This is a genomic window from Streptomyces sp. DSM 40750 (genome assembly GCF_024612035.1).
GTDB lineage: Bacteria > Actinomycetota > Actinomycetes > Streptomycetales > Streptomycetaceae > Streptomyces.
In genome coordinates, this window is sequence record NZ_CP102513.1 from 5438211 (window position 1) to 5457948 (window position 19738).

Genomic DNA, 19738 nt, shown 5'->3' on the forward strand with positions numbered 1-19738 from the left:
AACCAATTCAAGGCAAGCAGTCCAATTGGGCCGGTTGTTGATCGGTCCACCGGAGACGGGCAGGGGTGGGGTCCCATGGTGTTGATCCAACTGGTCGGAGCCGCGGTGATGTTCAGCATGGAGCAGCTCCTCAAATCGCAGTACGGAGTCCTGGGGCTGCTGTTCCTGACCCTGTTCGGCATCGGTGTCAAAGCTCGCAACACCACGTGCCTGTTCGCCGGCACCGTGGTCCTGCTGCTGCTCATGGCTCAGGCCTGACCGCGCAGCACCCGCAGCACGGGCTCCAGTGAGCTCACCACGACCTGGGCTCCCGCGTCCCTGAGCTGCTTCTCCTTGCGGTCGTTACGCGCATAGCCGAGGAACGGCACCCTGGCCCGCTCCGCGGCGACCAGGTCCGTGGGGGCATCGCCGATCATCAGAGCGGCGGACGGCGGGGCTCCCAGGGCGCTCAGAGCCCGATTCAGACAGTGAGGGTCCGGCTTCAGCAGATCGAGTTCGCCCGTGCGGCCGTAGACATGATGAGCGAAGCACTCGGTCAACCCTCGGCCGGCGAGGTAATCGGTCACGGTGCGTGGGGAGTTGTTGCTGGCCACGGCGAGTCGGCTGCCCATCGCGGACCAGGTGCGTATGAGCGGATCGGCGTACGCGGTGGGCATCGCGGAGGTGACCGCCTTGAGCTCCTGCCGGGTGAGGCGCTCCTCCAACTCGATCACCAGGTCGCTGTGCGGATGCCTCCTGTTGACGGCGTACAGCACGACCATGGGGTCCGGATGAACCCGCTCCTCTTCGGTGAGCAGGCCACGCAGCCCCTGCCGTTCCAGCCACGCGACCAGATCCCCGGCCACCCGCTCCGCCGAATGGCCGGCGAACAGACGGCAGACGGGGCCGTCGAAATCGAAGAGAACGTAACGAACAGGGGTGATCAGTTCTCGCAGGATCTCTGTCTCTACTGTCACCGGTTCAGTCTGCGCTGTATCAGGAGTCACTAGGAGAGTGTCAGGTCCGTCGTGATGGTTTCCCAGAGGGCGTTGAACCACAGTTGGGACTGCTCCACGAACGCGGCGTCACGCGGCCCGGTGCCCTTCTCGAAGGAGAAGAGGAGGGACTGGCTGCCGAAGGCGTCGTACATCTCCAGGGTTTCGCCCTCCATCTCCTCCTCTCGCTTCATGAGCATGTAGTAGGCGATCAGGGCTTCCTGGCCGTTGAGCAGGTAGAGCTTCACCGGTGGGGTGAAGGGCAGCGCGCGGAAGGTCACTCGGACGTCGAGCTGGTGGGAGGTGCGCAGGGCCTGGAGGTTGTGGCGGAGGACGCGGATCTGGGCGTTGCGCTGGTCGAGCCAGCGCCTGTGGACGGGGTCCTCCTCGTCGGCCTCGCCCCGGCCCTCCACCGGGACCGGGAACGCCAGGTTGATTTTTCGGGAGGGGAGGAGGATGCGTACGTCGATGGACTCGGGGCGGATCGTTCCCTCATGGATGCGGCGGACCGGTTCACCGAGGGCCAGCATCAGGGTCTCGGCGGTGAGGCAGGCGGCGTCGACGCGGACGTGCGGTGCGGAGAACGCCTCGGCCAGGCGGGGAGCGAGGCCCACCATCGTCGGCTGCGGCTCGTCGTCGCGCGTGGTGTGAGTGGCCTCGGCGACCCTGGGCGGGCTGCCCTTGCTCACGTTGCTCAGCAGCCCGTCGTCCCGCAGGGCCCGCAGGGCCTGACGGACCGTGCCGCGCTCCACGCCGAACTCCTCCGCCAGTTCGGCCTGGGTGGGCAGGCGCTCGCCCGCCCTGAGGTCGCCGCTGCGGATGCGATCCCGCAGGGTGTCGGCGATCTCCTGGGACGAGAGCTTTCTGCTGCCGTTCACTGCCACGTTCTCCTGGGTCACGACCAAACGCTACAACTCTCACCCATCTTTGGGGAGTTCACGAGAAGATGGTTATGAGGATCAACCAATTGGGAACCATCTAATCAGAGTTGGTTACCAACTTGGTTGAGTTGGTGAGAGTTCTCCCTCACCTCCGGCCCCCGGTCGCCCCAGCCCCTCGGAGGAGGTACCACCATGCCTGCTGCCATCGCCCTCATCTCCGCCCTCGTCGTCGTCGCCTTCCAGCGATTCGTCGAGTGGCGCTTCGGCACGATGGGAATCGTCGGCCTGCTGTTCCTCACGATCGGCCTGAAGGCGAACAACCACACGTGCAGCTCCATAGGCGCGGTCATCCTCGCGCTGATGTTCGCCGGGCCGGCCATGTGAAGGACGGTGCCGCGCCCGCCCCTGTGGCGGTCATCAGCTCGTGAGCAGCAGGTCCGAGCTGATGGTCCCCCAGAGCGCGTTGAACCAGAGGCGGGACTGTGCGACGAATGTCGTGTCCCGCGGGGCGGCGGTCCCGCCCTGTTCGAAGGCGAAGAGCATGGACTGGGTGCCCTCGGCGTCGTACATCTCCAGCTGTTCGCTGTCCACTTCGGCCTCCTTCCGCTGGACCGTGTAGTACGCGAAGAGCGCCTCCTGGCCGTTCAGGAGGTACAGCTTCACGGGCGGCGTGAAGGGCAGCGCACGGAAGGAGACATGGACGTCTATGCCGTGCGTGGACCGTAACGCCAGCAGGTTGTGCCGCAGGACCTGGCCCTGGGCGTTGCGCTGGACGAGCCAGCGGCGCTGCAGCCGGCCGTCGACCGAGGCGTCGACCGGGGCCGGGAAGGCGAGCGGGATGTCGCGGCTGGGCAGCATCACCCGGACGTCGACCCTGGCTGGTTTTGTGCGCCCCGCGTGAATCTCGCGCAACGACTCACCCACGGCGAGCGTGAGGGACACGGACGTCAGACAGAGGGCGTCGATCTCCACGTGCGGGGCCCCGAACGCGGCGGATATGCGCGGGGCAAGCTCCACCATCGTGGGCCGCGGCACCGCTCCCGGCCCGCCGAACCCGGCCGCGCCCACAGCTGGGGCGACAGTCGCCGGGCTGCCCTTGGAAACGTTGGTGAGCAGGTGCTCCGACTGCAGGATGCGCAAGGCCTGCCGTACGGCCCCACGCTCGACGCCGAACTCGTCTGCCAGCTTCGCCTGTGTGGGCATGCGCTGCCCCGGTCGCAGCTCGCCGGACCTGATCCGGCCGCGCAACACGTCGGCCACCTCGTGATGTGACCTCTGGGGCCGCTGTGACGACTTCCGTCCATCGACGGCCGTGCGTTCCCGCTCCACGAACAAACACTACAACTTCGCGCCATCTTTGGGCAGTTCGAGGGAAGGTGGTTATGAGACGACTCCAAGCGGAGATAAGTAAGGTGGAGTTGGTCGCCAACTTTCACAACATGGTCAAACATTCCGATGGTTGGTGACACTGGCAACTGCCACACAGACCGACCGATCGACCTCCCTTCCGGAGGGGAGCCGGGAGTTCGACCGGTCCGCACAGCCACAACTGAATGGTTCAGCCACAACTGAATGCGCAGCCACAACCACAACTGAATAGCTACGGACAGCCGCACACACCAAGGAAAGGTCCCAGTAGAAGTCTCAGAAGAGGTCCGGGCACCACGGGCGCCTGGACGTCCGCAGCAGGGCGTCGGCCATGGAGGCGGCGCCCTTCCGCTGTTCCCGGACCCGGCCGAGCGCGGCGAGTCGTACGGCCGACTCGTCGCCCAGCCACAGCGCCGCCAGGTCCGCGGCCTCCAGGACGAGATCGCCGTCCTCGCGCGTCGGCACGCAACTCGCCCCGTCCGGGCCCGCGTCCAACCGGTAGCGCCCGTCCGCGAGACCGTCCCTGTCGACGATCTCCAACACCAGCGTCCCGGTCCCCGCGTACGTACGGGCCTCCAGCGCCCGTACGACGTCCAGGATCCGCACCCACAGCCAGTCCGCCTGGGTGGTGACGCTCGCGGCGCGCGGGTCGGGGAAGAAGTGCGGGAGGAGGTCGTCGGGGGCCCGCCAGCCCGACTTGACCTTCGTGATCCAGTCGATCGAGCAGAGGTAGTGCCACAGGGCGCGCTCGGCGGGCGGGGTCGTCGCGATCAGCCAGTTGACGTCGGCCGTGTCGTGCGGCTGCTTCCGCTGCCAGTTGTCGTCCGCGGCGTACGAGACGAGGCCCTCGATCTCGCCGGCCGCCGAGCGGTACACGGCGTAGAACGGCTCGTCCCAGGAGGAGTTGATCCGCAGGTCACCGGTGTTGACCCGCCACCAGCGCTCGTCGCGGCTCACCACGCCGGGCTGGGCGTGGCGGAGCCGGTCGTGGAGGGCGGGACCGAGTGCGCGTACGGCCGCGCCGTCGACGAGGTCGACACGGCCACCGTCCGCCGGGCCCGACCAACGGGGGTCCAGACCGGTGCGGGGGACGTCGATGGTCCACTCGGTGGTCGAGGTGGCGGGGCCGAAGCCGTAGCGGCCGTAGATCGGGTACTCGGCGGCGATCAGGGTCGCCACGACGTCTCCGCGTTCCTTCGCGGCGGTGAGGTCGTGGGCCATCATCCGGGTGAGGATGCCTCGGCGGCGGTGCGTGGGGCTGACCGTGACGTTCGAGATGGCGTCGGCGGGGACGGTTCCGCCGCCGACGGTCGTCAGCTCCTGGGGGAAGGAGCGGAACGTCGCCACGGCCGGGGAGGTTCCCCCGGTGAGGAGTCCGGTGTGGGTGCCGGACTCGTCGAACGCGGCGAGGGTGCGGGGTGGGGCGATGTGGGACGTGCGGTCCTTGAGCTCCCGGGGGGAGAGGGGGGTCGGGGCACGTAGGAAGCCGGTGTCCAGGGCGCGGAGCCAGGCGGGCATCTCGTCCTCGGTTATGGGGCGTACGGCGATGTCCTGGGAGGAGCTCATGAGGTCACGCTAGGGGGGCGCCGCGGGTGTGTCGCGGGGATTTTCGCCCCCGCCGCCCCTACCCGTCCCTCCCCCATCCAGGGGCGCTGCCCCTTCGACCCCCTTTCTGGGGGCTGCCGCCCCCAGGCCCCCGCTGGGATGAGAGGGCCCGCGTGCGTTCGTAAGTGCCGGGGCGTCGTGGCTTGTCGCGCAGTTCCCCGCGCCCCTAGGGGGTTTCGGGCGCCCCTCGTTCAGAACGTCGGGCGGATTTCTCCCACCTCCCTGCCTCCGCCCAACAGCGGGGTGCTGCCGATGCTGGACGCGACCTCCGGCTCCACGCCCAGCAGCGTGAGGGCTCGGCCCAGCACTGGCCCCAGTGCCCTCGCCGCGCCGTCTTCGATCTTGAAGGCCAGGGCTCGACCGTCGGGAAGGGCTGTGGCCTGGACGGCTTCGGCGCCCACTTTGCTGAGCGTGCCGGGGAGGGTGCGCATGAGGTGGGTGTCGTGGCGTCGGGTGCCGGCCACGTACTCGGGGTGGGCGCGCATGGCGTCGGCGACGCGGCGTTCGGCGGAGTCGGGCGGGGCGAGGACGAAGGTGCGGAAGGCGCGGGCCAGGCCGGTGAGGCTGATCGCCATCAGCGGGGCGCCACAGCCGTCGACGCCCACCGCCGCCACCGGCTCGTCCGCCGCCTCCTCCACCACCTCGCGGATGAGGCGCTGGAGGGGATGGTCCGGGTCCAGGTACGACTCGGTCGGCCACCCCCGCAGGGCCGCCGCCGCCAGCATCGCCGTGTGCTTGCCGGAGCAGTTCATGGCCACCCGGTCGCGTACACCACCGGCGGCCAGATACGCCTCCGCCTCCACCCGGTCCACCGGCAGGTCCGGCGGGCACTGGAGCTGCGCGGCACTCAGGCCGTGTTCCGCCAGCATCTTCCGTACGAGATCTCGGTGGAACTCCTCCCCCGAGTGGCTCGCGGCGGCCAACGCCAGCCGTTCCCCGGCGAGTTCGAGCCCCGCGCGGAGCACACCGGCCGCCTGCATCGGCTTGTTGGCCGACCGGGGGAAGACCGGCACCGCCACGTCCCCCAGCGCCGCCTCCACCGAGCCGTCCGCCGCCAACAACACCAGGCTGCCCCGATGCCGTCCCTCCACGAACCCGGAACGTACGACCTCCGCGAGCACGGGAGGGGCGACGGCACCAGGGAGTTCTGCGGGCAGGGACGGTATCGCGGGGTTCTCGGACATCGGCGGGCGCCTTCCTGAACGGGAACGGGAACGGGAGTGGGAACGGAAATGGGAACGGGAACGGGAACGCGGATGGGCTCGGAAATGGGCTCGGGCACAGGCACGGGCACAGGCACGGGCTCGGAAATGGACCCGCTCCGGCCCCGGGGCCTATCCGTGCCGCAGCGGCCCCGGGTGCCCCCGGAGCCGCTGCGGCAGGTACGTCGGATACGTCGGATACGTCAGATCAGCAGGTCGTCCACTTGGGCTTCGCCCTCACGGTACCGGCGGGCGATCTCAGCGCTGCAGCCGTCGGCGGTGCGCTGGAGGCGCTGGCGGCGGCCGGAGATCTGTTGCTCGTGGTGGACGAGGCGGGCGAGGCCGGCGGTGAGTTCGTCGTCGGTGCGGGCTTCGAGGTCGGAGAGTTCGACCTCGTCGAGCAGCTCGGCGGCGAGCCGTCGGTACTCCTCACCGTACGGCGTGCCCACGGTGACATGGCGGGCCGACGAACGGTGCCGGGCCGGGGCGTCCGTGAGGATCGCCGAGAGCCGGTCGACGAGCGCCGAGGGTTCCCCCGGGTCCCCGGGGTCCGCCGCGCCGCCCCGGCGGGCCAGTTCGGCCCGCAGGATGTCGATACGGCCCTGGAGCAGCCGCCGCAGATAACTGAGATCGGCCTCGTCCCGCTGGGCGTCCCGGCGCAGTGTGCGCAGTGCGGGCAGCCGCAGCCGGGACAGGTCGTGCTCGGCCGGGTCCGGCGGCGGCAGTGGTCCGCTGTCCGTGCGCTGGACCGGTGGCCGGCGGACGCCGGGGCCGGGCCCCGGGGTCGTACGGGTAAACGTCGCAGTCCCCGGGGGCTGCTCGGTACTCGATGTGCTCATGCGCCTCAACCGTCCCCTCGACCGGTGTGTGTGAGCATGGTGCCACTCCCAGTGGCCACAATGTGACCGAGGCCCCCCGATCCACCCCAGATGGACGGTAATGGATCAATGAGAAAGTCCGGGCAAAGCTCTCTTCAAACGCCCGTGATCACAAACCCCCCGTAAGGAGGACCCCCTCGCGTACGGCCGATGGACGTCGGCGGCATGATGGTCGGCATGCGTGCGGTGGTGCAGAGGGTCGACGGCGCGAGCGTCGTCGTGGACGGTGAGACGGTCGGGGCGATCGAGGGCGAGGGTTTGTGCGTCCTCGTCGGGGTGACGCACGACGACACCAAGGAGAAGGCGGCGCAGCTGGCGCGCAAGCTGTGGTCCGTGCGGATGCTGCACGACGAGAAGTCGTGCGGTGATGTGGACGCGCCGTTGCTGGTGATCAGCCAGTTCACGTTGTACGGGGATGCGCGCAAGGGGCGGCGGCCCACCTGGAACGCGGCGGCGCCCGGCGATGTCGCCGAGCCGCTGGTGGAGGAGGTCGTCGCGCAGTTGCGGGCGTTGGGGGCGACTGTGGCGACGGGGCGGTTCGGGGCGAAGATGCGGGTGTCGCTGACGAACGACGGGCCGTTCACGGTGCTGCTGGAGATGTAGGGCGCCCCGAGCTGTCGCGGGGCGGGGGGGGGGGGAGGGGGCGCCACCCGGCGTGTACGGGATGCCGCTGTGCCCACCCGCCCCACCACCTACCTAGGGCTCCACGACCACTTCCTGCGCCGCAGCCGTCGTGTCCGCCAGCAGCCTCGCGTCGGTCGCCACGTTGCGTTTGACCAGGGCCAGGGCCACCGGGCCCAGTTCGTGGTGGCGTGCCGAGGTCGTGATGAAGCCGATCTTGCGGCCTTCGGGGCCGTCGTCCGCGAGGCGGATCTCCGCGCCTCGGGGCGGGAGGTGGACCTCGCTGCCGTCGAGGTGGAGGAAGACGAGGCGGCGGGGGGGCTTGCCGAGGTTCTGGACGCGGGCGACGGTTTCCTGGCCGCGGTAGCAGCCCTTCTGGAGATGTACCGCCGTGCCGATCCAGCCGAGCTCGTGCGGGATGGTGCGGTGGTCGGTCTCGAAGCCGAGGCGGGGGCGGTGGTGCTCGACGCGCAGCGCCTCGTACGCGAGGAGTCCGGCCGCGGGGCCCGTCTTCTCGGCGTACGACTCCAGGTCCGTGCGCGGGAGGAAGAGATCACGGCCGTACGGCGTCTCGCGCACGACCACGCCCTTCGGGACCTCGGCGATCGAACCGGCCGGGAGGTGGACGACCGCGAAGTCGTCCGTCCTGTCGGCCGCCTCGACCCGGTAGAAGAACTTCATCGACTCCAGGTACGCGAGGAGCGCCTCCTGGGTGCCGGGCTCGACGTGGGCCCAGACCGTCGTGCCGTCGTCGACCAGGTACAGCGCGTGCTCGATGTGACCGTTGGCGGAGAGGATCAGCGCCTCGGTGGCCTCGCCGGTGGGGAGTTCGCTGACGTGCTGGGTGAGCAGCAGATGCAGCCAGCTGAGCCGGTCCTCGCCGGAGACGGCGATGACACCCCGGTGGGAGAGGTCGACGAATCCGGCGCCGTCGGCGAGGGCTCGCTGTTCTCGGAAGAGGTCGCCGTAGTGGGCGGCGACATCTTCGTCCACGCCCTCGGCGGGAACGGCTCCGGGCAGGGACAGCAGAGGGCTCTTCATACGTCTAAGCCTACGACTCGGTAGTTGAACTCTTGGTTGTTGAATTCTTGGTGGTTGAGCTCTTGAGAGAGCAGTCCTCGCAGCGGCCGAAGATCGCGAAGTGCTTCATGTCCGTGTCGAAGCCGAACGTCTCGCGCAGCTTGGCCGTGAAGTCCGCCGCCACCGACACATCCGCCTCGATCACGTTCGTGCAGTCGCGGCACACGAGGTGGATGTGGTGGTGCCGGTCGGCCAGGTGGTACGTCGGCGCCCCGTGCCCCAGATGGGCATGGCTGACCAGCCCGAGCTCCTCCAGGAGCTCCAGGGTCCGGTAGACCGTGGAAATGTTGACCCCCGACGCCGTCTTCCTCACTTCCACGAGGATGTCGTCAGGGGTCGCGTGCTCAAGGGTGTCCACGGCTTCGAGCACGAGTTGCCGCTGCGGCGTCAGCCGGTAGCCGCGCTGCCTGAGGTCACTCTTCCAGTCGGTGCTCACCACACGCCCAGTCTAGGGCGGGGAGGCGGAGTCATGGCTCGGCAGACAGGACACCGTTCATCAAGGCGTCAGCGAGCACACTGCGGTACGCACGAGTCGCGCGAGTGATCTCGGCATACGCCTGGATCTTGTCGTCGAGGGCGGCGAGCGTGGCACCGATCGCCGTCTGCTCGGCGACCGACGGCACGAGGACGGGCAGCTCACCCAGGGTGCGAATGCTCAGTGACGGGATGACGGCCCCGGCCGTCCGTGTCCTGATCCAGTCCTGTGCCGTGGTCGCGCTCAGATAGGCCGCGAGATACGCGGCCTCGACCCCTCCCGCCCCGGGCAGCCTGAGCCGTACCAGGTTGGGGTGGAACAGCCAGCCTGCGTGCTCCCCGGTGACCAGTGCGCAACGGCCCACGGTACCGGTGCGGGTGATGAGGATGTCTCCCTCGGCCAGTTCGTACTTCGCCAGAGTCCGCGCCCGGTCCCACGGGATCGCGGGTACGGCCGGGGCCTCCTCGGTGACGATGCGCCGACCCCGCAGGTCACGCGGCAGGACGACGGGGACGCCGCCATCCGCCTGGGTGAGGCCCTTGTCCTCGGTACGTTGGCCCGGCCCGGCCTGGATGGAGGCCCACAGCTCCCCCAGCAGGCAACTCGACCAGCCGGCCGGTGGCACGAAACCCTTGGTCCCCTCGGTCGTCGTCACAGTCCGTACCTCCCGAGCCATCGGGCCGCTTCGGCCTCGGCCGCATCCGCCCGAACATGCAGGGTCGCGATCTCCTCGGCCAGGCTCGCCAGCCGGTCCCGGACCTCGGCGGGGCCGGCCGCTGGGGCGACCGAGGTCGGGCCGGGGAGCCGGACATAACGCGAGGGATCCAGATTGTGGCCGTGCTCCACGATGTCCGACACCGGCACGGCCCGGCTCAGGCCCGGGGTGCCCTCGAAGGAGCGCCCTGCCACACCGGTCCGGTACCAGGACACGTACTCCCCCACCAGCCGGGCGATGTCGTCGTCGGACAGAGCCCACTGGGTCCGGGCGAGCTGGTGTCCGAGGTGCGCGCCCGCCACGAACAGCACTTCGCGGTCCACCGCCCCCTGCGAACCGGGGGCACGCAGGAACCAGATCTGCGTCTTGACGCCGGTGAGTGTGAACAGCCCGCCAGGAAGCTCGATCACGCCCTCGACAGCCCCGGCTTCGACCAGTCCCGACCGCACCGTGTGGGAGGCACCGGCGTTGAAGGAGGCCCCCGCCGGCATCAGCACCGCGGCGCGTCCGTCAGGAGCCAGACGGGAGACGACGTACTGGAGCCAGTCGAACTCGGTACGCCGGGCCCGGCCGTACAGCCAGTAACGAGGAGACACGTCGTCCGGGACCCTGCCCCCGAAGGGCGGGTTGGTGATCACCACCTCACAGCTCGCCTCCGGGTCACAGAACGGGGAGAGAGCGGGGGTGACCGGCCCCTCGGCCAGCTCGCCGCCGTACGCGCCGTGTACCCGGACGTTCATCCCCGCGATCCGCCGCGCGCGATCGTGGAGAACCCGGCCACGCACCTCACGCGGTCCCGGTCCGCTCCTCCCCTCTCCGGCCGTGGCGTCCAGGTACGCGGTCAGTAGTTCTCCGGTACGGCAGTACGGGTCGAGCGGTACGGCCCCGGCGGGTGCGACTGCGGCGAGGGCGCCCGCCATGACCCGGGCGACGGACGGCGGCGTGAGGAAGTCGCCCCCCTCGTGTGCGTCGGCATCGCGCAGCAGGGCGAGGACGAGATCGAAGGCCCGGCGGCTCTCCTCGGCGGAACGGGGAGGATTGCGTTCGAGCCGGTCCTGGAGAGCGGCCGGGAGGCCACCGGGGTACTTCTGTTCCGGGAGGTCGACGTCACGTTCGGCCTGGATCCAACTGCGCCGACCCGCTTCCCCTCCGTCCGCCTCCACGATGGCGCAGAAGACGAGGTACAGCAGCCAGTCGAGGTAGAGCGGCAGCGGCACGGACCCGCGCATACGCTCCGCCCCAGGCCCAGTGAGTTCTCTGACCGCGGCCAGCAACCCTCCGGCCTTGCCCCCTGTCAGCCCTGCCCGGAAGCGGTCACCGTAGGTGATGCCGGTCGGTTCGCCGGGGAGCAGAGCGTTGACGGGGATGGTCCGCGAGGACAGCCAGGCCAGCACCTCGCCGGCCATGAACAACTCCGGTTCCGCGCTCACCGGAGCGGGGTAGTCCTGATACCGCCGCTGCCAGTTGCTGACGGCGGGGCGCTTCACTCCGGCGAGCCGGGCGATGTCGGACCTGGAGACGAGTCGGCCGGCGAACTCAACGGCGTCGACGTCGACGGTTGTACTGCTGTCGGCGCCCGGCCCTTTGGCGCGATCGGTCACAGTGTCTCCCGGGTTCGGGACTCGATGGATACGGAGCCGGTCCATCAGAACTGGGGCGGCCGGGTGCCGCGAAGGACATCGCCCCGGTCGGCGAGGACGGCCGGGAACCGGTCCATGGCCTGCGCCTCCTTGGCCAACTCCGGGTTGAGGTAGCCGAGCACACGGTAGATCTTGGCATGGTCGGCGGCGAGGTCTCGATGGTGGACCGGCTCGTGGTGCATGATGCGGTTCCGCAGCAGGACCAGGGAGGACAGGCCGTCGTAGAGGTCGCGACGGCGCCCTCGGTAGTGCGGGAACGCCTGGTGCAGCGCGGGCACCCAGAAGCTCCGGTCGTAGCCCGACGCATGGCTGAGCAGCGAGACCCAGAAGCCGAACGACAGCTCCGCGACCACGTCGTCCGCGGTCGTCCTTGACAGACGCCGTCGGCAGGAGCGGTGCGCGTCGTCGACCAGCTTCGCCCCCCGGTCGCTCAGCGGCGCGACCGTCCACCAGTCCGGCCTGCCGTGATGGCGTGCAAGCGTTTGGTGCAGGGCGTTGCGCAGCGCCAGCTCCAGACAGTGCAAGGGCCCGAACAGTGCGGCCGAGACCTCGACATTCCACCAGTACAGCCGCGATGCCGTGCGGGCATCACCCCGAGCGGCCCGGATGTAGCGCCGCAGTCGCGGCAGCGACAAGGTTGTCAGCATCCACGCGGGCAGGCGACTGGTCATGGTTCCCCCTCCATTGGTGATCGTCACCACACGGTGATGCATCTGCGGATGCGTCGTGCTACGGTCGAACACGAACGTTCTGGGTCCGCCTCTGCATGCATGCCGCCCAGGGCACGGCCTCCGGAGCCCCGACCGCAGTCAAGTTGCGGTCGGGGCTCCGTGCGTTCGTGACGCTGCGGAGCCCGCCCCCTCGAAGACATCCGTCACTCTAGCCACCACTCCCAGGGCGGCGCAAGCGCACTGCAATACTCGCTTATCTGTTAACCCCTGATCGGCATTAACAAGCGGCACGGCGCTGATAACGACCACTGATAACTGGTTGCGGCAGACGCTGCGCCACCATTCCCTCGCCCAACAGGGGGACTGCCTGTTGGCATGGTGGCCGAGGTGGAGCGCATCCTCGCGATCCCCCGTCACGAGTGCGTCTATGCCCGCAACATCATCTGGAACGGGTGAACCGGGCTCACTGGGCCTACTTGAAGAAGGCGATGCCGTCGTCCGGCATGTCGTCCGGGAGGGCCTTGGCCCAGCGCTCGACGTCCTCGGGGGTGACGACCTTCTTCAGGTGCGCGGACATGTAGGGGCGCAGCTCGACGTCGGGGGTCGACTTCTCGCCGACCCACATCAGGTCGCTGTGCACATAGCCGTACAGCCGCTTGCCGCCGCTGTACGGACCCGAGGCCGCCGTACGCGCGACCGCGTCCGTGACCAGGTCGATCTGCGGCTTCTGCTTGGCCAGCTCGCCGTACCAGACCTCGACGACACCGTCGTCGCGGGTCATGACGATCTCGACCTTGCGGTCGGCGTCGACGCGCCAGAAGCCGGTCTCGGTCTCCAGCGGGCGGACCTTGTTGCCGTCCTTGTCCAGCACCCAGCTGTGGGAGTGGTACTCCAGGAAGTCCCGGCCGTCGTGGGTGAAGGTGACCTCCTGGCCGAAGTTGCACTTCTCGGCACCGGGGAAGTCGTGGACGCCCGCGCCCGCCCAGTCGCCGAGCAGGAAGGCGAGGGGGACGAGGTCCTTGTGCAGGTCGGACGGGATCTCGATCATGAGTGGCGGTTCCTGGATGTCCTTGACGTGGGTCAGCGCTGGCCCTGGTACAGCTTCTTCACGGCCAGACCGGTGAAGGCGAGAACGCCGACGCAGACCAGGACCAGCAGTGCTTCGAAGAAGATCTCCACGGGGTGCTCCTCGGATGAGCGGAGGTTCGGTACTACACAAGGCCGGGCCCCAGCTTACGCGGCTGGGGCCCGGGGCGGTTCGCCAGGTTCTGTCTTCTGCGTTCTGCTCAGTCGAGCAACTGGCTCTGGAGGACGACTGTCTGCTGGAAGGGGATCGCCTCGGTGGTGCCCTTTCCGGACTGGACGACCACGGCGAGGGTGTCGGCGGCGGAGAGATACGCCTGCCGCACCTGTTCCTCGCCGTACGGCTTGCTCTCGACGTACGCGGCACGCTCGATGTCCACCAGCTCGGAACGTACGGGGAAGTCCTCGTCCCGGGAGATGGTCCCGTCGGTGCCGCGCAGGTCGTAGCGCGGGCTGTTGTAGCCGGTCAGTTCGAGCGAGAACACCTCGTCCGCGAGGGCCGCCGTGTTGAACTGCAGCAGGTAGATCCGGGTGCGGGTGCCGTCCGGCATGGTCCAGCCACGTGCGGCGATGTGCCGTACGCCGTAGTCGGTGAGCACCTGGCCGAGCTCTTCGGCGGCGTCGTCCTCCGGTGCGAACTCCGCTAGGAAGTCCTTGGTGGCCAGCCACCCGTCCTCGCCGCGCAGCGCCGCGTCCACCTTGGCGCCCTTCGGGGCCGGCAGGACGAGGTCCCGCAGGTCGGCGTGGTGGGCCCCGGCCTTGTTCGTCTCCGCGAACGGACCCGGGCTGCCCGACGGCAACGCCGGCTTCGTCAGCGTCGGGTACTCCCACCGTCCGTCCGACTCCGTCGCCAGACCCGGCACGTCCGTCCGCTCCATTCCGAGGACCCCGATCGCGGCCGTCACCCCGACCGCCGAGAACACGACGACGGCGGCGGTCCAGCGCAGGACGGCCCGGAGGACGCGGCGGTCCTTCTTGACCGGAGGTGCGGTGGGGAGGGGCGGAGGCGGGGGCGGGAACAGCGGTGCTTCGGGGATGGGGGGTGCGGATGCCGGTGGTACGACGGCCGACGGCTGGGGGGTGGGCTGCTCGTCGTCGGCGCCCGACTGTTCCGGTACGCCCGCCGGGGTCTCGGCGGGCGTGGCCGGGTCCTGTACGGCTGTCGGCTGCTCGGCGGCGGTCGTCGGGTTTCGCTGGTCGGCGGGCGGGGCCTGTTCCCGGTCCGCTGCGGGGCCTTCCCGGTCCGTCGTCGTCTGCTGGTCGGTCATACCGCCTCCCCCGGTTCGGCGATGCGGTCGAGCTGCTCGCGGACGAGCCGGGCGACCGCCTTGGTGTCCATCGGCTTGACGCCGTACGCGTCGACGGTGACCAGGACGTCTCCCTGGGCAGCGATGCAGAAGACCGCGTCGAGCTTGACGTCGGAGTCCTTCGGCGGCAGGAAACAGTTCGCGTTCTTGTGACCCTCGATCTTCGGGCCCTTGCGGAAGACGTCGAGGATCTCCAGGAAGTCCTTCTGGAACGTCGCGATGTCCTTGACCGCGCCCTTGTTCATCTGGACCAGTTCGACGCCGGCGGTGAACTGGTCCTCCGAGGACTGGGACCCGGCCTGCCCGAGATAGCTCCGCATCGCCATCCCCTGGATGTCCTGGCGGTCGATCTGCCGTTCCAGCTGGCGGCGCTGGGAGCGCGGGAGGTCGCGGAGGGACTCCTTGCGGAGGTCCGTGGCCTGGGCTCCGCTGAGCACGGCGTCCGAGCCGAACTCGCCGATGTCGGGGCCTCGGGTCCAGGCGTCATCGTCATACGGGACGAGCATGGCGGCGAGGCCGGTCCGGTCGGGGGCCTTCTTCTGTTCGGCCGTGGCCTTCGGGAACTTCCAGAGGGGGGCGCCCGGGTCGCGGTCGGCGGCGTCGACGGTCCGTGCGGTGTGGCCGACGGCGCCGATGGTGGTGGCGAGCAGCAGCGCGCAGGCCGCGATGGCGGCGATACGGCCGCGCCGACGGGGTGTTTTCTCGCCCCCGCCGCCCTTACCCGTTCCCATCCCTGGGGGCTGCGCCCCCGGACCCCCGCCGGGGAGCTGCGGCTGGGCGGAATCGTCCGCGGGTGCGTGGGAGGTATCGCGCTCACCCGCCGTATCGGCCGGAACCTTCGGAGGAGTCTCGTTCACAGCCGCTCCATCTGACGCTCGGCCACGTCGAGGATCTTGGACTTGGGGATGGGCTTGGTGTCGGTGAGCCAGATTTCGAGGGCGATGTCGCCGCGCCAGGCGTGGGCCTCGGCGGTGTAGTAGGGCAGGTAGCCGGGCTCGCTCTCGGGCTGGTTGTGGACGTAGGCCATGCCGTCGCCGGTGCCGGGGATGGGCCAGCTGTCGGTGTCGTCCTCTTCGAGGGCCCAGTAGTAGGCGTCGTCGGCGGTGTCGGAGGCGCCGAGGAACTCCTCCTGGTGGTACTGGACGAGGCGGATCTCCACCTGGAACGTGCTGCCGACCCGCCAGCCCGTGACGGCCACCCGGCGGAACTCCTCCTCCACGAGCGAGGTGAACGCGCCGTCCGGCTCGTCGTAGAAGCTCGCGTAGCCGGCCATGTCCAGCCAGCCGTCGTCACCCGACAGGGTCCCGGACTCGGTCGCGCCCTTCGGCTTCTTCAGCAGCAGCTCACGCAGGTCCCCGTCGGTGCGCACCTTCCGGTCCTGCTCGGCCGAGAGCGGCTCGGGCCCCTTCCCCTTCGCCTGCGCGAGCACCGGCTGCGACAGCGGGGGCAGCTTGGTGGGCTCCCGGTCGGCCTGCACGAGGAAGCCGGTGCAGGTCCCGGCCACGAGCCCGAGGGCGACCGCCCCGGCGATCAGCGCCGCCGTACGCCCACGCCGCCGCCGCGGCCGGTCGGCGGGAACAGGAGCCTCAGCCACCTCCGTCGGCGCCGCGGCCACCTCAGCGGCATCGGGCGCTTCCGAGACTCTCGGCGCTTCCGGCTCTTCCGGCTCTTCCGGCACTTCAGGTACTTCCGCGACTTCCAAGGCGATCCCCCACAGAACGTGAAGCGCGGATTCCGTATCCGCGCACAGGAGACCCGTGGCCCACGCATCGGGTTGCGCGGGGGTTGATTACGATTCGGACTACGATTCGGCCATGGCGAAGAAGCTCGTGATCAAGGTGACAGCGGGGGCCGATGCCCCCGAACGCTGCTCCCAGGCCTTCACGGTGGCCGCGGTCGCCGTGGCCAGCGGAGTCGACGTCTCACTCTGGCTGACCGGCGAGTCCGCCTGGTTCGCCCTCCCGGGCCGCGCCGCCGAGTTCGAACTCCCGCACGCCGCCCCGCTCCCCGACCTGCTCGATTCGGTCCTGGCCGGCGGCCGCCTCACCCTGTGCACCCAGTGCGCCGCCCGCCGCGACATCACCGAGCAGGACGTCATCAAGGGCGTACGAATCGCAGGGGCGCAGGTGTTCGTGCAGGAGACCCTGGCGGACGACACGCAGGCGCTCGTCTACTGAGACGCCCGCCCATCGACGGTCAAGGCTGCTGCCTCGGCCGCCTCTTGCCGTCCAGCTCGTCCCACCACTCGTCGGACTTCGGGTCGCCGGAGGGATCGTCCCACCAGCGGTCGTCGGGGCCTCGACGGTTGGCTACGACGGCGGCGAGGGGCGGGATGACCATGGCGACGACACACATGCCTACGGCGACCGGGACCGACCAGAGGCGTACGACACCCCAGGCCAGGACGAAGAGCACGAGGCACGTGCCCATCATGGCGAAGTAGAGGTGGCGCCGGCGGGCGTACATGACTTCAGCGTAAGTCCGCGACCCACGATCCCGAACACCCACACAAGCCCACACCCGGGCCCCGCCCACCGCCGACGGACGGAGTCCGGCGCAGGGCCCCGAAGCCTGCGCAGCAGTGCGAGGGGCCCATCAGGGAGAGCCGGTGGCGCCGGCGGGCGTACATGACTTCAGCGTAAGTCCGCGACCCACGATCCCGAACACCCACACAAGCCCACACCCGGGCCCCGCCCACCGCCGACGGACGGAGTCCGGCGCAGGGCCCCGAAGCCTGCGCAGCAGTGCGAGGGACCCGTCAGGGAGAGCCGGTGGCGCCGGCGGGCGTACATGACTTCAGCGTAAGTCCGGGTACGGCGAAGGGCCGCACCCCACGGGTTGGATACCCGGGGTGCGGCCCTCAGCCGTTTGTCGGAGGACTGCCTCAGACGGCGATCGCGACCTCCGCCAGGCCACCCTTCTGGGCGACGACGGTACGGTCGGCGGTGCCGCCGGGGACGAGAGCTCGCACGGTCCAGGTGCCCTCGGCCGCGTAGAAGCGGAACTGGCCCGTCGCGGAGGTCGGGACCTCCGCGGTGAACTCGCCGGTCGAGTCCAGCAGACGTACGTAGCCCGTCACCGGCTCGCCGTCGCGGGTCACCTGACCCTGGATCGTGGTCTCACCGGGCTTGATCGTCGAGGCGTCCGGGCCGCCGGCCTTCGCTCCACACATGTCTTTCTCCAAGAGAGGTCTGACCGGAAGGAAGGCCGGTCGGGGTTTGCGGGCTGAGCTCTTACTACTGGGCTTACTTGTTGGCGCCGAGCTCGATCGGGACGCCGACCAGGGAGCCGTACTCGGTCCAGGAGCCGTCGTAGTTCTTGACGTTCTCCACGCCCAGCAGCTCGTGCAGGACGAACCAGGTCAGCGCGGAGCGCTCACCGATACGGCAGTAGGCGATGGTGTCCTGCGCCAGGTCCACCTGCTCCTCGGCGTAGAGCTCCTTGAGCTCGTCGTCCGACTTGAAGGTGCCGTCGTCGTTGGCGTTCTTCGACCACGGGATGTTGCGGGCGGACGGGACGTGGCCCGGACGCTGCGACTGCTCCTGCGGCAGGTGCGCGGGGGCGAGCAGCTTGCCCGAGAACTCGTCGGGCGAACGCACGTCGACCAGGTTCTGCGAACCGATCGCGGCGACCACGTCGTCACGGAAGGCACGGATCGCGGTGTTCTGCGGCTTGGCCTTGTACTCGGTCGCGGGGCGGACCGGAACCTCGTCGACCAGCTCGCGGGCGTCCAGCTCCCACTTCTTGCGGCCGCCGTCGAGAAGCTTGACGTTCTCGTGACCGTAGAGCTTGAAGTACCAGTAGGCGTACGACGCGAACCAGTTGTTGTTGCCGCCGTAGAGGACGACGAGGGTGTCGTTGCCGATGCCCTTCTCCGACAGGAGCTTCTCGAAGCCCTCCTGGTCGACGAAGTCACGGCGTACCGGGTCCTGGAGGTCCTTCGTCCAGTCGATCCGGATGGCGTTCTTGATGTGGTTCTTCTCGTACGCGGTCGTGTCCTCGTCGACCTCGACGATGGCGATGTTCGGGTCGTCGAGGTTGGCCTCGACCCAGTCGGCATCGACCAGGACGTCGCTGCGGCTCATGCTCTTTCTCCTCCGGGGCAGTTGCGGCGGGGCGTGCGGGGCGCCTGACAGCGGTCGGGCCGGGCGCGCACGAGTGTCCCCTGGCTGGGCAGGGCGACGGGAAACGCGACAGTCGGGGCTGCCGCTCAGAAAGTGCGACAGAGCATGGCGGCGACGCGGCACAGGTCTACTGCCCGCCGCTTCGTGAGGTCCGCCTGTCGCTTCATGGTTGTCGATCGTAGGGAGGGACGGGCGGGCGTGTCACCGGCATGTCGTATGGTGAGACGCGATCGTCCGGAATGTGGGATGAGTGAGGCGTCGGGGCTGCGGCGACCGGGCCGCGCGGCCGTGTAGCCGTCCTCACATCTACGGTACGGACGGCGGCGTCTCGCCTTTCGGACGGCCCGCCGGTACGTGGACGCCGTTCGTCGTCCTACCCGGCGAGCTTGACGTTCGAACCCTTCACCGTGATGTCCACGCCGTCCGGCGCGGCCTCGACCTTGTCGAGCTTGATACCGCCGGGGAGGCCGTCGATGGCCTGCTGGAAGTCGGTGATCGAACGGACGGCGTTCTCGGCGAGGTCGAGGCCGCCCACGGTGGGCAGGGAGTCGGCGTTCACCTCGACCGTGTCGCCCTTGACGCTGACGGTGCTGAGGACGGAGACGGTCTGGGGGGCGAGGGCCGGCGGGTCGATCTCGACCTCGACCTTGATCTTGCCCTTGCCGCCGTCGGAGAGGCCGACGACGCGGGCGGTGAAGCCGAGACCGGCATCGGTCGGCTCCGACTTGGCGGCCTTGAGGAGTTCGTCGTACGCGATGGTCGCGGTGCCGGTGGCGCTGGCGGCCGTGGCGGAGGAGTAGTCGCTGGAGAAGGCGACGCCGCGCATGTTCGCCCTCAGGTCGGCGATGCGGATGCTCTCGTCGGCGTTGCCCGTGCTCGCCTCGAAGTTCTCGATGCCGATCTCGACGTCGTCCAGTTCGCCGCTCGCGACCTGGGTCAGGAACGGGAAGCCCTTGATGGACACCTCGGGGGTGGTGGCCAGGCCCTCGCTGGTCTTGAGCTGCTCGGCCGCCTCGTCCTCGGCGAACCCGACGGCCACGCGGTCGGCGACCACGAAGAGGCCGCCAAGGATCACGGCGACGATGACAAGTATTCGCAGTGCGCGCATGTCTCG

The 19738-nt window shown here is 69.4% G+C and carries 23 protein-coding genes; 4 read left to right on the plus strand and 19 right to left on the minus strand.

Annotated elements, in window-relative coordinates; genetic code table 11:
- The first annotated feature begins 75 nt into the window (after window positions 1–75).
- Entirely contained in the window at window positions 76–258 is a 183-nt protein-coding gene (locus tag JIX55_RS24255; protein WP_257565422.1) for a hypothetical protein, read from the plus strand.
- Here the strand turns inward: JIX55_RS24255 and JIX55_RS24260 are convergent.
- Together JIX55_RS24260 and JIX55_RS24265 are read right to left on the minus strand one after the other, a co-directional pair.
- Window positions 249–986 carry an HAD family hydrolase gene (locus JIX55_RS24260; RefSeq protein ID WP_257565423.1) on the minus strand — a complete coding sequence of 246 codons (738 nt, stop codon included), beginning with the start codon at window positions 984–986 and terminating at the stop codon, window positions 249–251. The two genes, JIX55_RS24255 and JIX55_RS24260, sit on opposite strands and share 10 nt — an antisense overlap.
- A complete protein-coding gene (locus JIX55_RS24265; protein WP_257565424.1) occupies window positions 986–1879 on the minus strand; it encodes a GntR family transcriptional regulator in 894 nt (297 codons plus the stop codon). The genes JIX55_RS24260 and JIX55_RS24265 overlap by 1 nt, the downstream gene beginning before the upstream one ends.
- 168 nt (window positions 1880–2047) lie before the next feature.
- On the opposite strand from JIX55_RS24265, the gene JIX55_RS24270 reads away from it, so the two are divergent.
- Entirely contained in the window at window positions 2048–2239 is a 192-nt protein-coding gene (locus tag JIX55_RS24270; RefSeq protein ID WP_257565425.1) for a hypothetical protein, read from the plus strand.
- Window positions 2240–2272: 33 nt separating this feature from the next.
- Here the strand turns inward: JIX55_RS24270 and JIX55_RS24275 are convergent, their stop codons facing one another.
- The 4 genes from JIX55_RS24275 to JIX55_RS24290 all read right to left on the minus strand — a co-directional run bounded on the left by JIX55_RS24275 (window position 2273) and on the right by JIX55_RS24290 (window position 6869).
- Complete coding sequence (locus tag JIX55_RS24275) at window positions 2273–3115, minus strand: winged helix-turn-helix domain-containing protein (RefSeq protein WP_257565426.1); 843 nt, start codon at window positions 3113–3115, stop codon at window positions 2273–2275.
- A gap of 384 nt (window positions 3116–3499) precedes the next feature.
- The gene (locus JIX55_RS24280; RefSeq protein WP_257565427.1) at window positions 3500–4789 is read right to left on the minus strand and encodes a GNAT family N-acetyltransferase; all 1290 of its coding nucleotides are present in this window, start codon (window positions 4787–4789) and stop codon (window positions 3500–3502) included.
- Between the two features lie 230 nt (window positions 4790–5019).
- Window positions 5020–6012 carry an asparaginase gene (locus JIX55_RS24285; RefSeq protein WP_257565428.1) on the minus strand — a complete coding sequence of 331 codons (993 nt, stop codon included), beginning with the start codon at window positions 6010–6012 and terminating at the stop codon, window positions 5020–5022.
- Between the two features lie 221 nt (window positions 6013–6233).
- Window positions 6234–6869, minus strand: a complete 636-nt coding sequence (locus tag JIX55_RS24290; protein WP_257565429.1) for an RsiG family protein — start codon at window positions 6867–6869, stop codon at window positions 6234–6236.
- 216 nt (window positions 6870–7085) lie between these two features.
- Here JIX55_RS24290 and dtd point away from each other — a divergent pair, with 216 nt between their 5' ends.
- The gene (gene dtd / locus JIX55_RS24295) at window positions 7086–7511 is read left to right on the plus strand and encodes a D-aminoacyl-tRNA deacylase (protein ID WP_257569462.1); all 426 of its coding nucleotides are present in this window, start codon (window positions 7086–7088) and stop codon (window positions 7509–7511) included.
- A 93-nt stretch (window positions 7512–7604) separates the two neighbouring features.
- Here the strand turns inward: dtd and ygfZ are convergent, their stop codons facing one another.
- The 9 genes from ygfZ to JIX55_RS24340 all read right to left on the minus strand — a co-directional run bounded on the left by ygfZ (window position 7605) and on the right by JIX55_RS24340 (window position 16094).
- Window positions 7605–8570 carry a CAF17-like 4Fe-4S cluster assembly/insertion protein YgfZ gene (ygfZ, locus tag JIX55_RS24300; protein WP_257565430.1) on the minus strand — a complete coding sequence of 322 codons (966 nt, stop codon included), beginning with the start codon at window positions 8568–8570 and terminating at the stop codon, window positions 7605–7607.
- A 10-nt stretch (window positions 8571–8580) separates the two neighbouring features.
- The gene (locus tag JIX55_RS24305) at window positions 8581–9048 is read right to left on the minus strand and encodes a Fur family transcriptional regulator (RefSeq protein WP_257565431.1); all 468 of its coding nucleotides are present in this window, start codon (window positions 9046–9048) and stop codon (window positions 8581–8583) included.
- 28 nt (window positions 9049–9076) lie between these two features.
- Window positions 9077–9739 carry a restriction endonuclease subunit S gene (locus tag JIX55_RS24310; RefSeq protein WP_257565432.1) on the minus strand — a complete coding sequence of 221 codons (663 nt, stop codon included), beginning with the start codon at window positions 9737–9739 and terminating at the stop codon, window positions 9077–9079.
- Complete coding sequence (locus tag JIX55_RS24315) at window positions 9736–11400, minus strand: SAM-dependent methyltransferase (protein ID WP_257565433.1); 1665 nt, start codon at window positions 11398–11400, stop codon at window positions 9736–9738. Before JIX55_RS24315 ends, JIX55_RS24310 begins: the two co-directional genes overlap by 4 nt.
- Before the next feature lie 44 nt (window positions 11401–11444).
- The gene (locus JIX55_RS24320) at window positions 11445–12110 is read right to left on the minus strand and encodes a hypothetical protein (RefSeq protein ID WP_257565434.1); all 666 of its coding nucleotides are present in this window, start codon (window positions 12108–12110) and stop codon (window positions 11445–11447) included.
- Window positions 12111–12582: 472 nt separating this feature from the next.
- Window positions 12583–13158, minus strand: coding sequence for an FABP family protein (locus JIX55_RS24325; RefSeq protein ID WP_257565435.1), 576 nt, complete (start codon window positions 13156–13158; stop codon window positions 12583–12585).
- A 238-nt stretch (window positions 13159–13396) separates the two neighbouring features.
- A complete protein-coding gene (locus tag JIX55_RS24330; protein WP_443046719.1) occupies window positions 13397–14230 on the minus strand; it encodes a hypothetical protein in 834 nt (277 codons plus the stop codon).
- Window positions 14231–14457: 227 nt separating this feature from the next.
- Window positions 14458–15231, minus strand: coding sequence for a hypothetical protein (locus JIX55_RS24335; protein WP_257565436.1), 774 nt, complete (start codon window positions 15229–15231; stop codon window positions 14458–14460).
- A 122-nt stretch (window positions 15232–15353) separates the two neighbouring features.
- Window positions 15354–16094 (minus strand): hypothetical protein, encoded by a 741-nt coding sequence (locus tag JIX55_RS24340; protein ID WP_257565437.1) that lies wholly within the window; start codon window positions 16092–16094, stop codon window positions 15354–15356.
- A 220-nt stretch (window positions 16095–16314) separates the two neighbouring features.
- Here JIX55_RS24340 and JIX55_RS24345 point away from each other — a divergent pair, with 220 nt between their 5' ends.
- Window positions 16315–16677 (plus strand): DsrE family protein, encoded by a 363-nt coding sequence (locus JIX55_RS24345; RefSeq protein ID WP_257565438.1) that lies wholly within the window; start codon window positions 16315–16317, stop codon window positions 16675–16677.
- Between the two features lie 19 nt (window positions 16678–16696).
- On the opposite strand, the gene JIX55_RS24350 is transcribed toward JIX55_RS24345, so the two are convergent.
- From JIX55_RS24350 to JIX55_RS24365, 4 genes are all read right to left on the minus strand, one after another.
- Complete coding sequence (locus tag JIX55_RS24350; protein WP_257565439.1) at window positions 16697–16966, minus strand: DUF3099 domain-containing protein; 270 nt, start codon at window positions 16964–16966, stop codon at window positions 16697–16699.
- 418 nt (window positions 16967–17384) lie between these two features.
- Window positions 17385–17672 carry a DUF1416 domain-containing protein gene (locus tag JIX55_RS24355; RefSeq protein WP_009189358.1) on the minus strand — a complete coding sequence of 96 codons (288 nt, stop codon included), beginning with the start codon at window positions 17670–17672 and terminating at the stop codon, window positions 17385–17387.
- Window positions 17673–17745: 73 nt separating this feature from the next.
- A complete protein-coding gene (locus tag JIX55_RS24360; protein WP_257565440.1) occupies window positions 17746–18585 on the minus strand; it encodes a sulfurtransferase in 840 nt (279 codons plus the stop codon).
- A gap of 412 nt (window positions 18586–18997) precedes the next feature.
- The gene (locus JIX55_RS24365; protein ID WP_257565441.1) at window positions 18998–19732 is read right to left on the minus strand and encodes an LmeA family phospholipid-binding protein; all 735 of its coding nucleotides are present in this window, start codon (window positions 19730–19732) and stop codon (window positions 18998–19000) included.
- Window positions 19733–19738 lie beyond the last annotated feature (6 nt).

Excerpts from the sequence above, each read along its gene's own strand:
- JIX55_RS24255 (WP_257565422.1), top strand. The coding sequence starts at position 76 with ATGGTGTTGATCCAACTGGTCGGAGCCGCGGTGATGTTCAGCATGGAG.
- JIX55_RS24270 (WP_257565425.1), top strand. The coding sequence starts at position 2,048 with ATGCCTGCTGCCATCGCCCTCATCTCCGCCCTCGTCGTCGTCGCCTTC.
- JIX55_RS24280 (WP_257565427.1), bottom strand. The coding sequence starts at position 4,789 with ATGAGCTCCTCCCAGGACATCGCCGTACGCCCCATAACCGAGGACGAG.
- JIX55_RS24285 (WP_257565428.1), bottom strand. The coding sequence starts at position 6,012 with ATGTCCGAGAACCCCGCGATACCGTCCCTGCCCGCAGAACTCCCTGGT.
- JIX55_RS24290 (WP_257565429.1), bottom strand. The coding sequence starts at position 6,869 with ATGAGCACATCGAGTACCGAGCAGCCCCCGGGGACTGCGACGTTTACC.
- dtd (WP_257569462.1), top strand. The coding sequence starts at position 7,086 with ATGCGTGCGGTGGTGCAGAGGGTCGACGGCGCGAGCGTCGTCGTGGAC.
- ygfZ (WP_257565430.1), bottom strand. The coding sequence starts at position 8,570 with ATGAAGAGCCCTCTGCTGTCCCTGCCCGGAGCCGTTCCCGCCGAGGGC.
- JIX55_RS24320 (WP_257565434.1), bottom strand. The coding sequence starts at position 12,110 with ATGACCAGTCGCCTGCCCGCGTGGATGCTGACAACCTTGTCGCTGCCG.
- JIX55_RS24325 (WP_257565435.1), bottom strand. The coding sequence starts at position 13,158 with ATGATCGAGATCCCGTCCGACCTGCACAAGGACCTCGTCCCCCTCGCC.
- JIX55_RS24335 (WP_257565436.1), bottom strand. The coding sequence starts at position 15,231 with ATGGGAACGGGTAAGGGCGGCGGGGGCGAGAAAACACCCCGTCGGCGC.
- JIX55_RS24345 (WP_257565438.1), top strand. The coding sequence starts at position 16,315 with ATGGCGAAGAAGCTCGTGATCAAGGTGACAGCGGGGGCCGATGCCCCC.
- JIX55_RS24350 (WP_257565439.1), bottom strand. The coding sequence starts at position 16,966 with ATGTACGCCCGCCGGCGCCACCTCTACTTCGCCATGATGGGCACGTGC.
- JIX55_RS24355 (WP_009189358.1), bottom strand. The coding sequence starts at position 17,672 with ATGTGTGGAGCGAAGGCCGGCGGCCCGGACGCCTCGACGATCAAGCCC.
- JIX55_RS24360 (WP_257565440.1), bottom strand. The coding sequence starts at position 18,585 with ATGAGCCGCAGCGACGTCCTGGTCGATGCCGACTGGGTCGAGGCCAAC.
- JIX55_RS24365 (WP_257565441.1), bottom strand. The coding sequence starts at position 19,732 with ATGCGCGCACTGCGAATACTTGTCATCGTCGCCGTGATCCTTGGCGGC.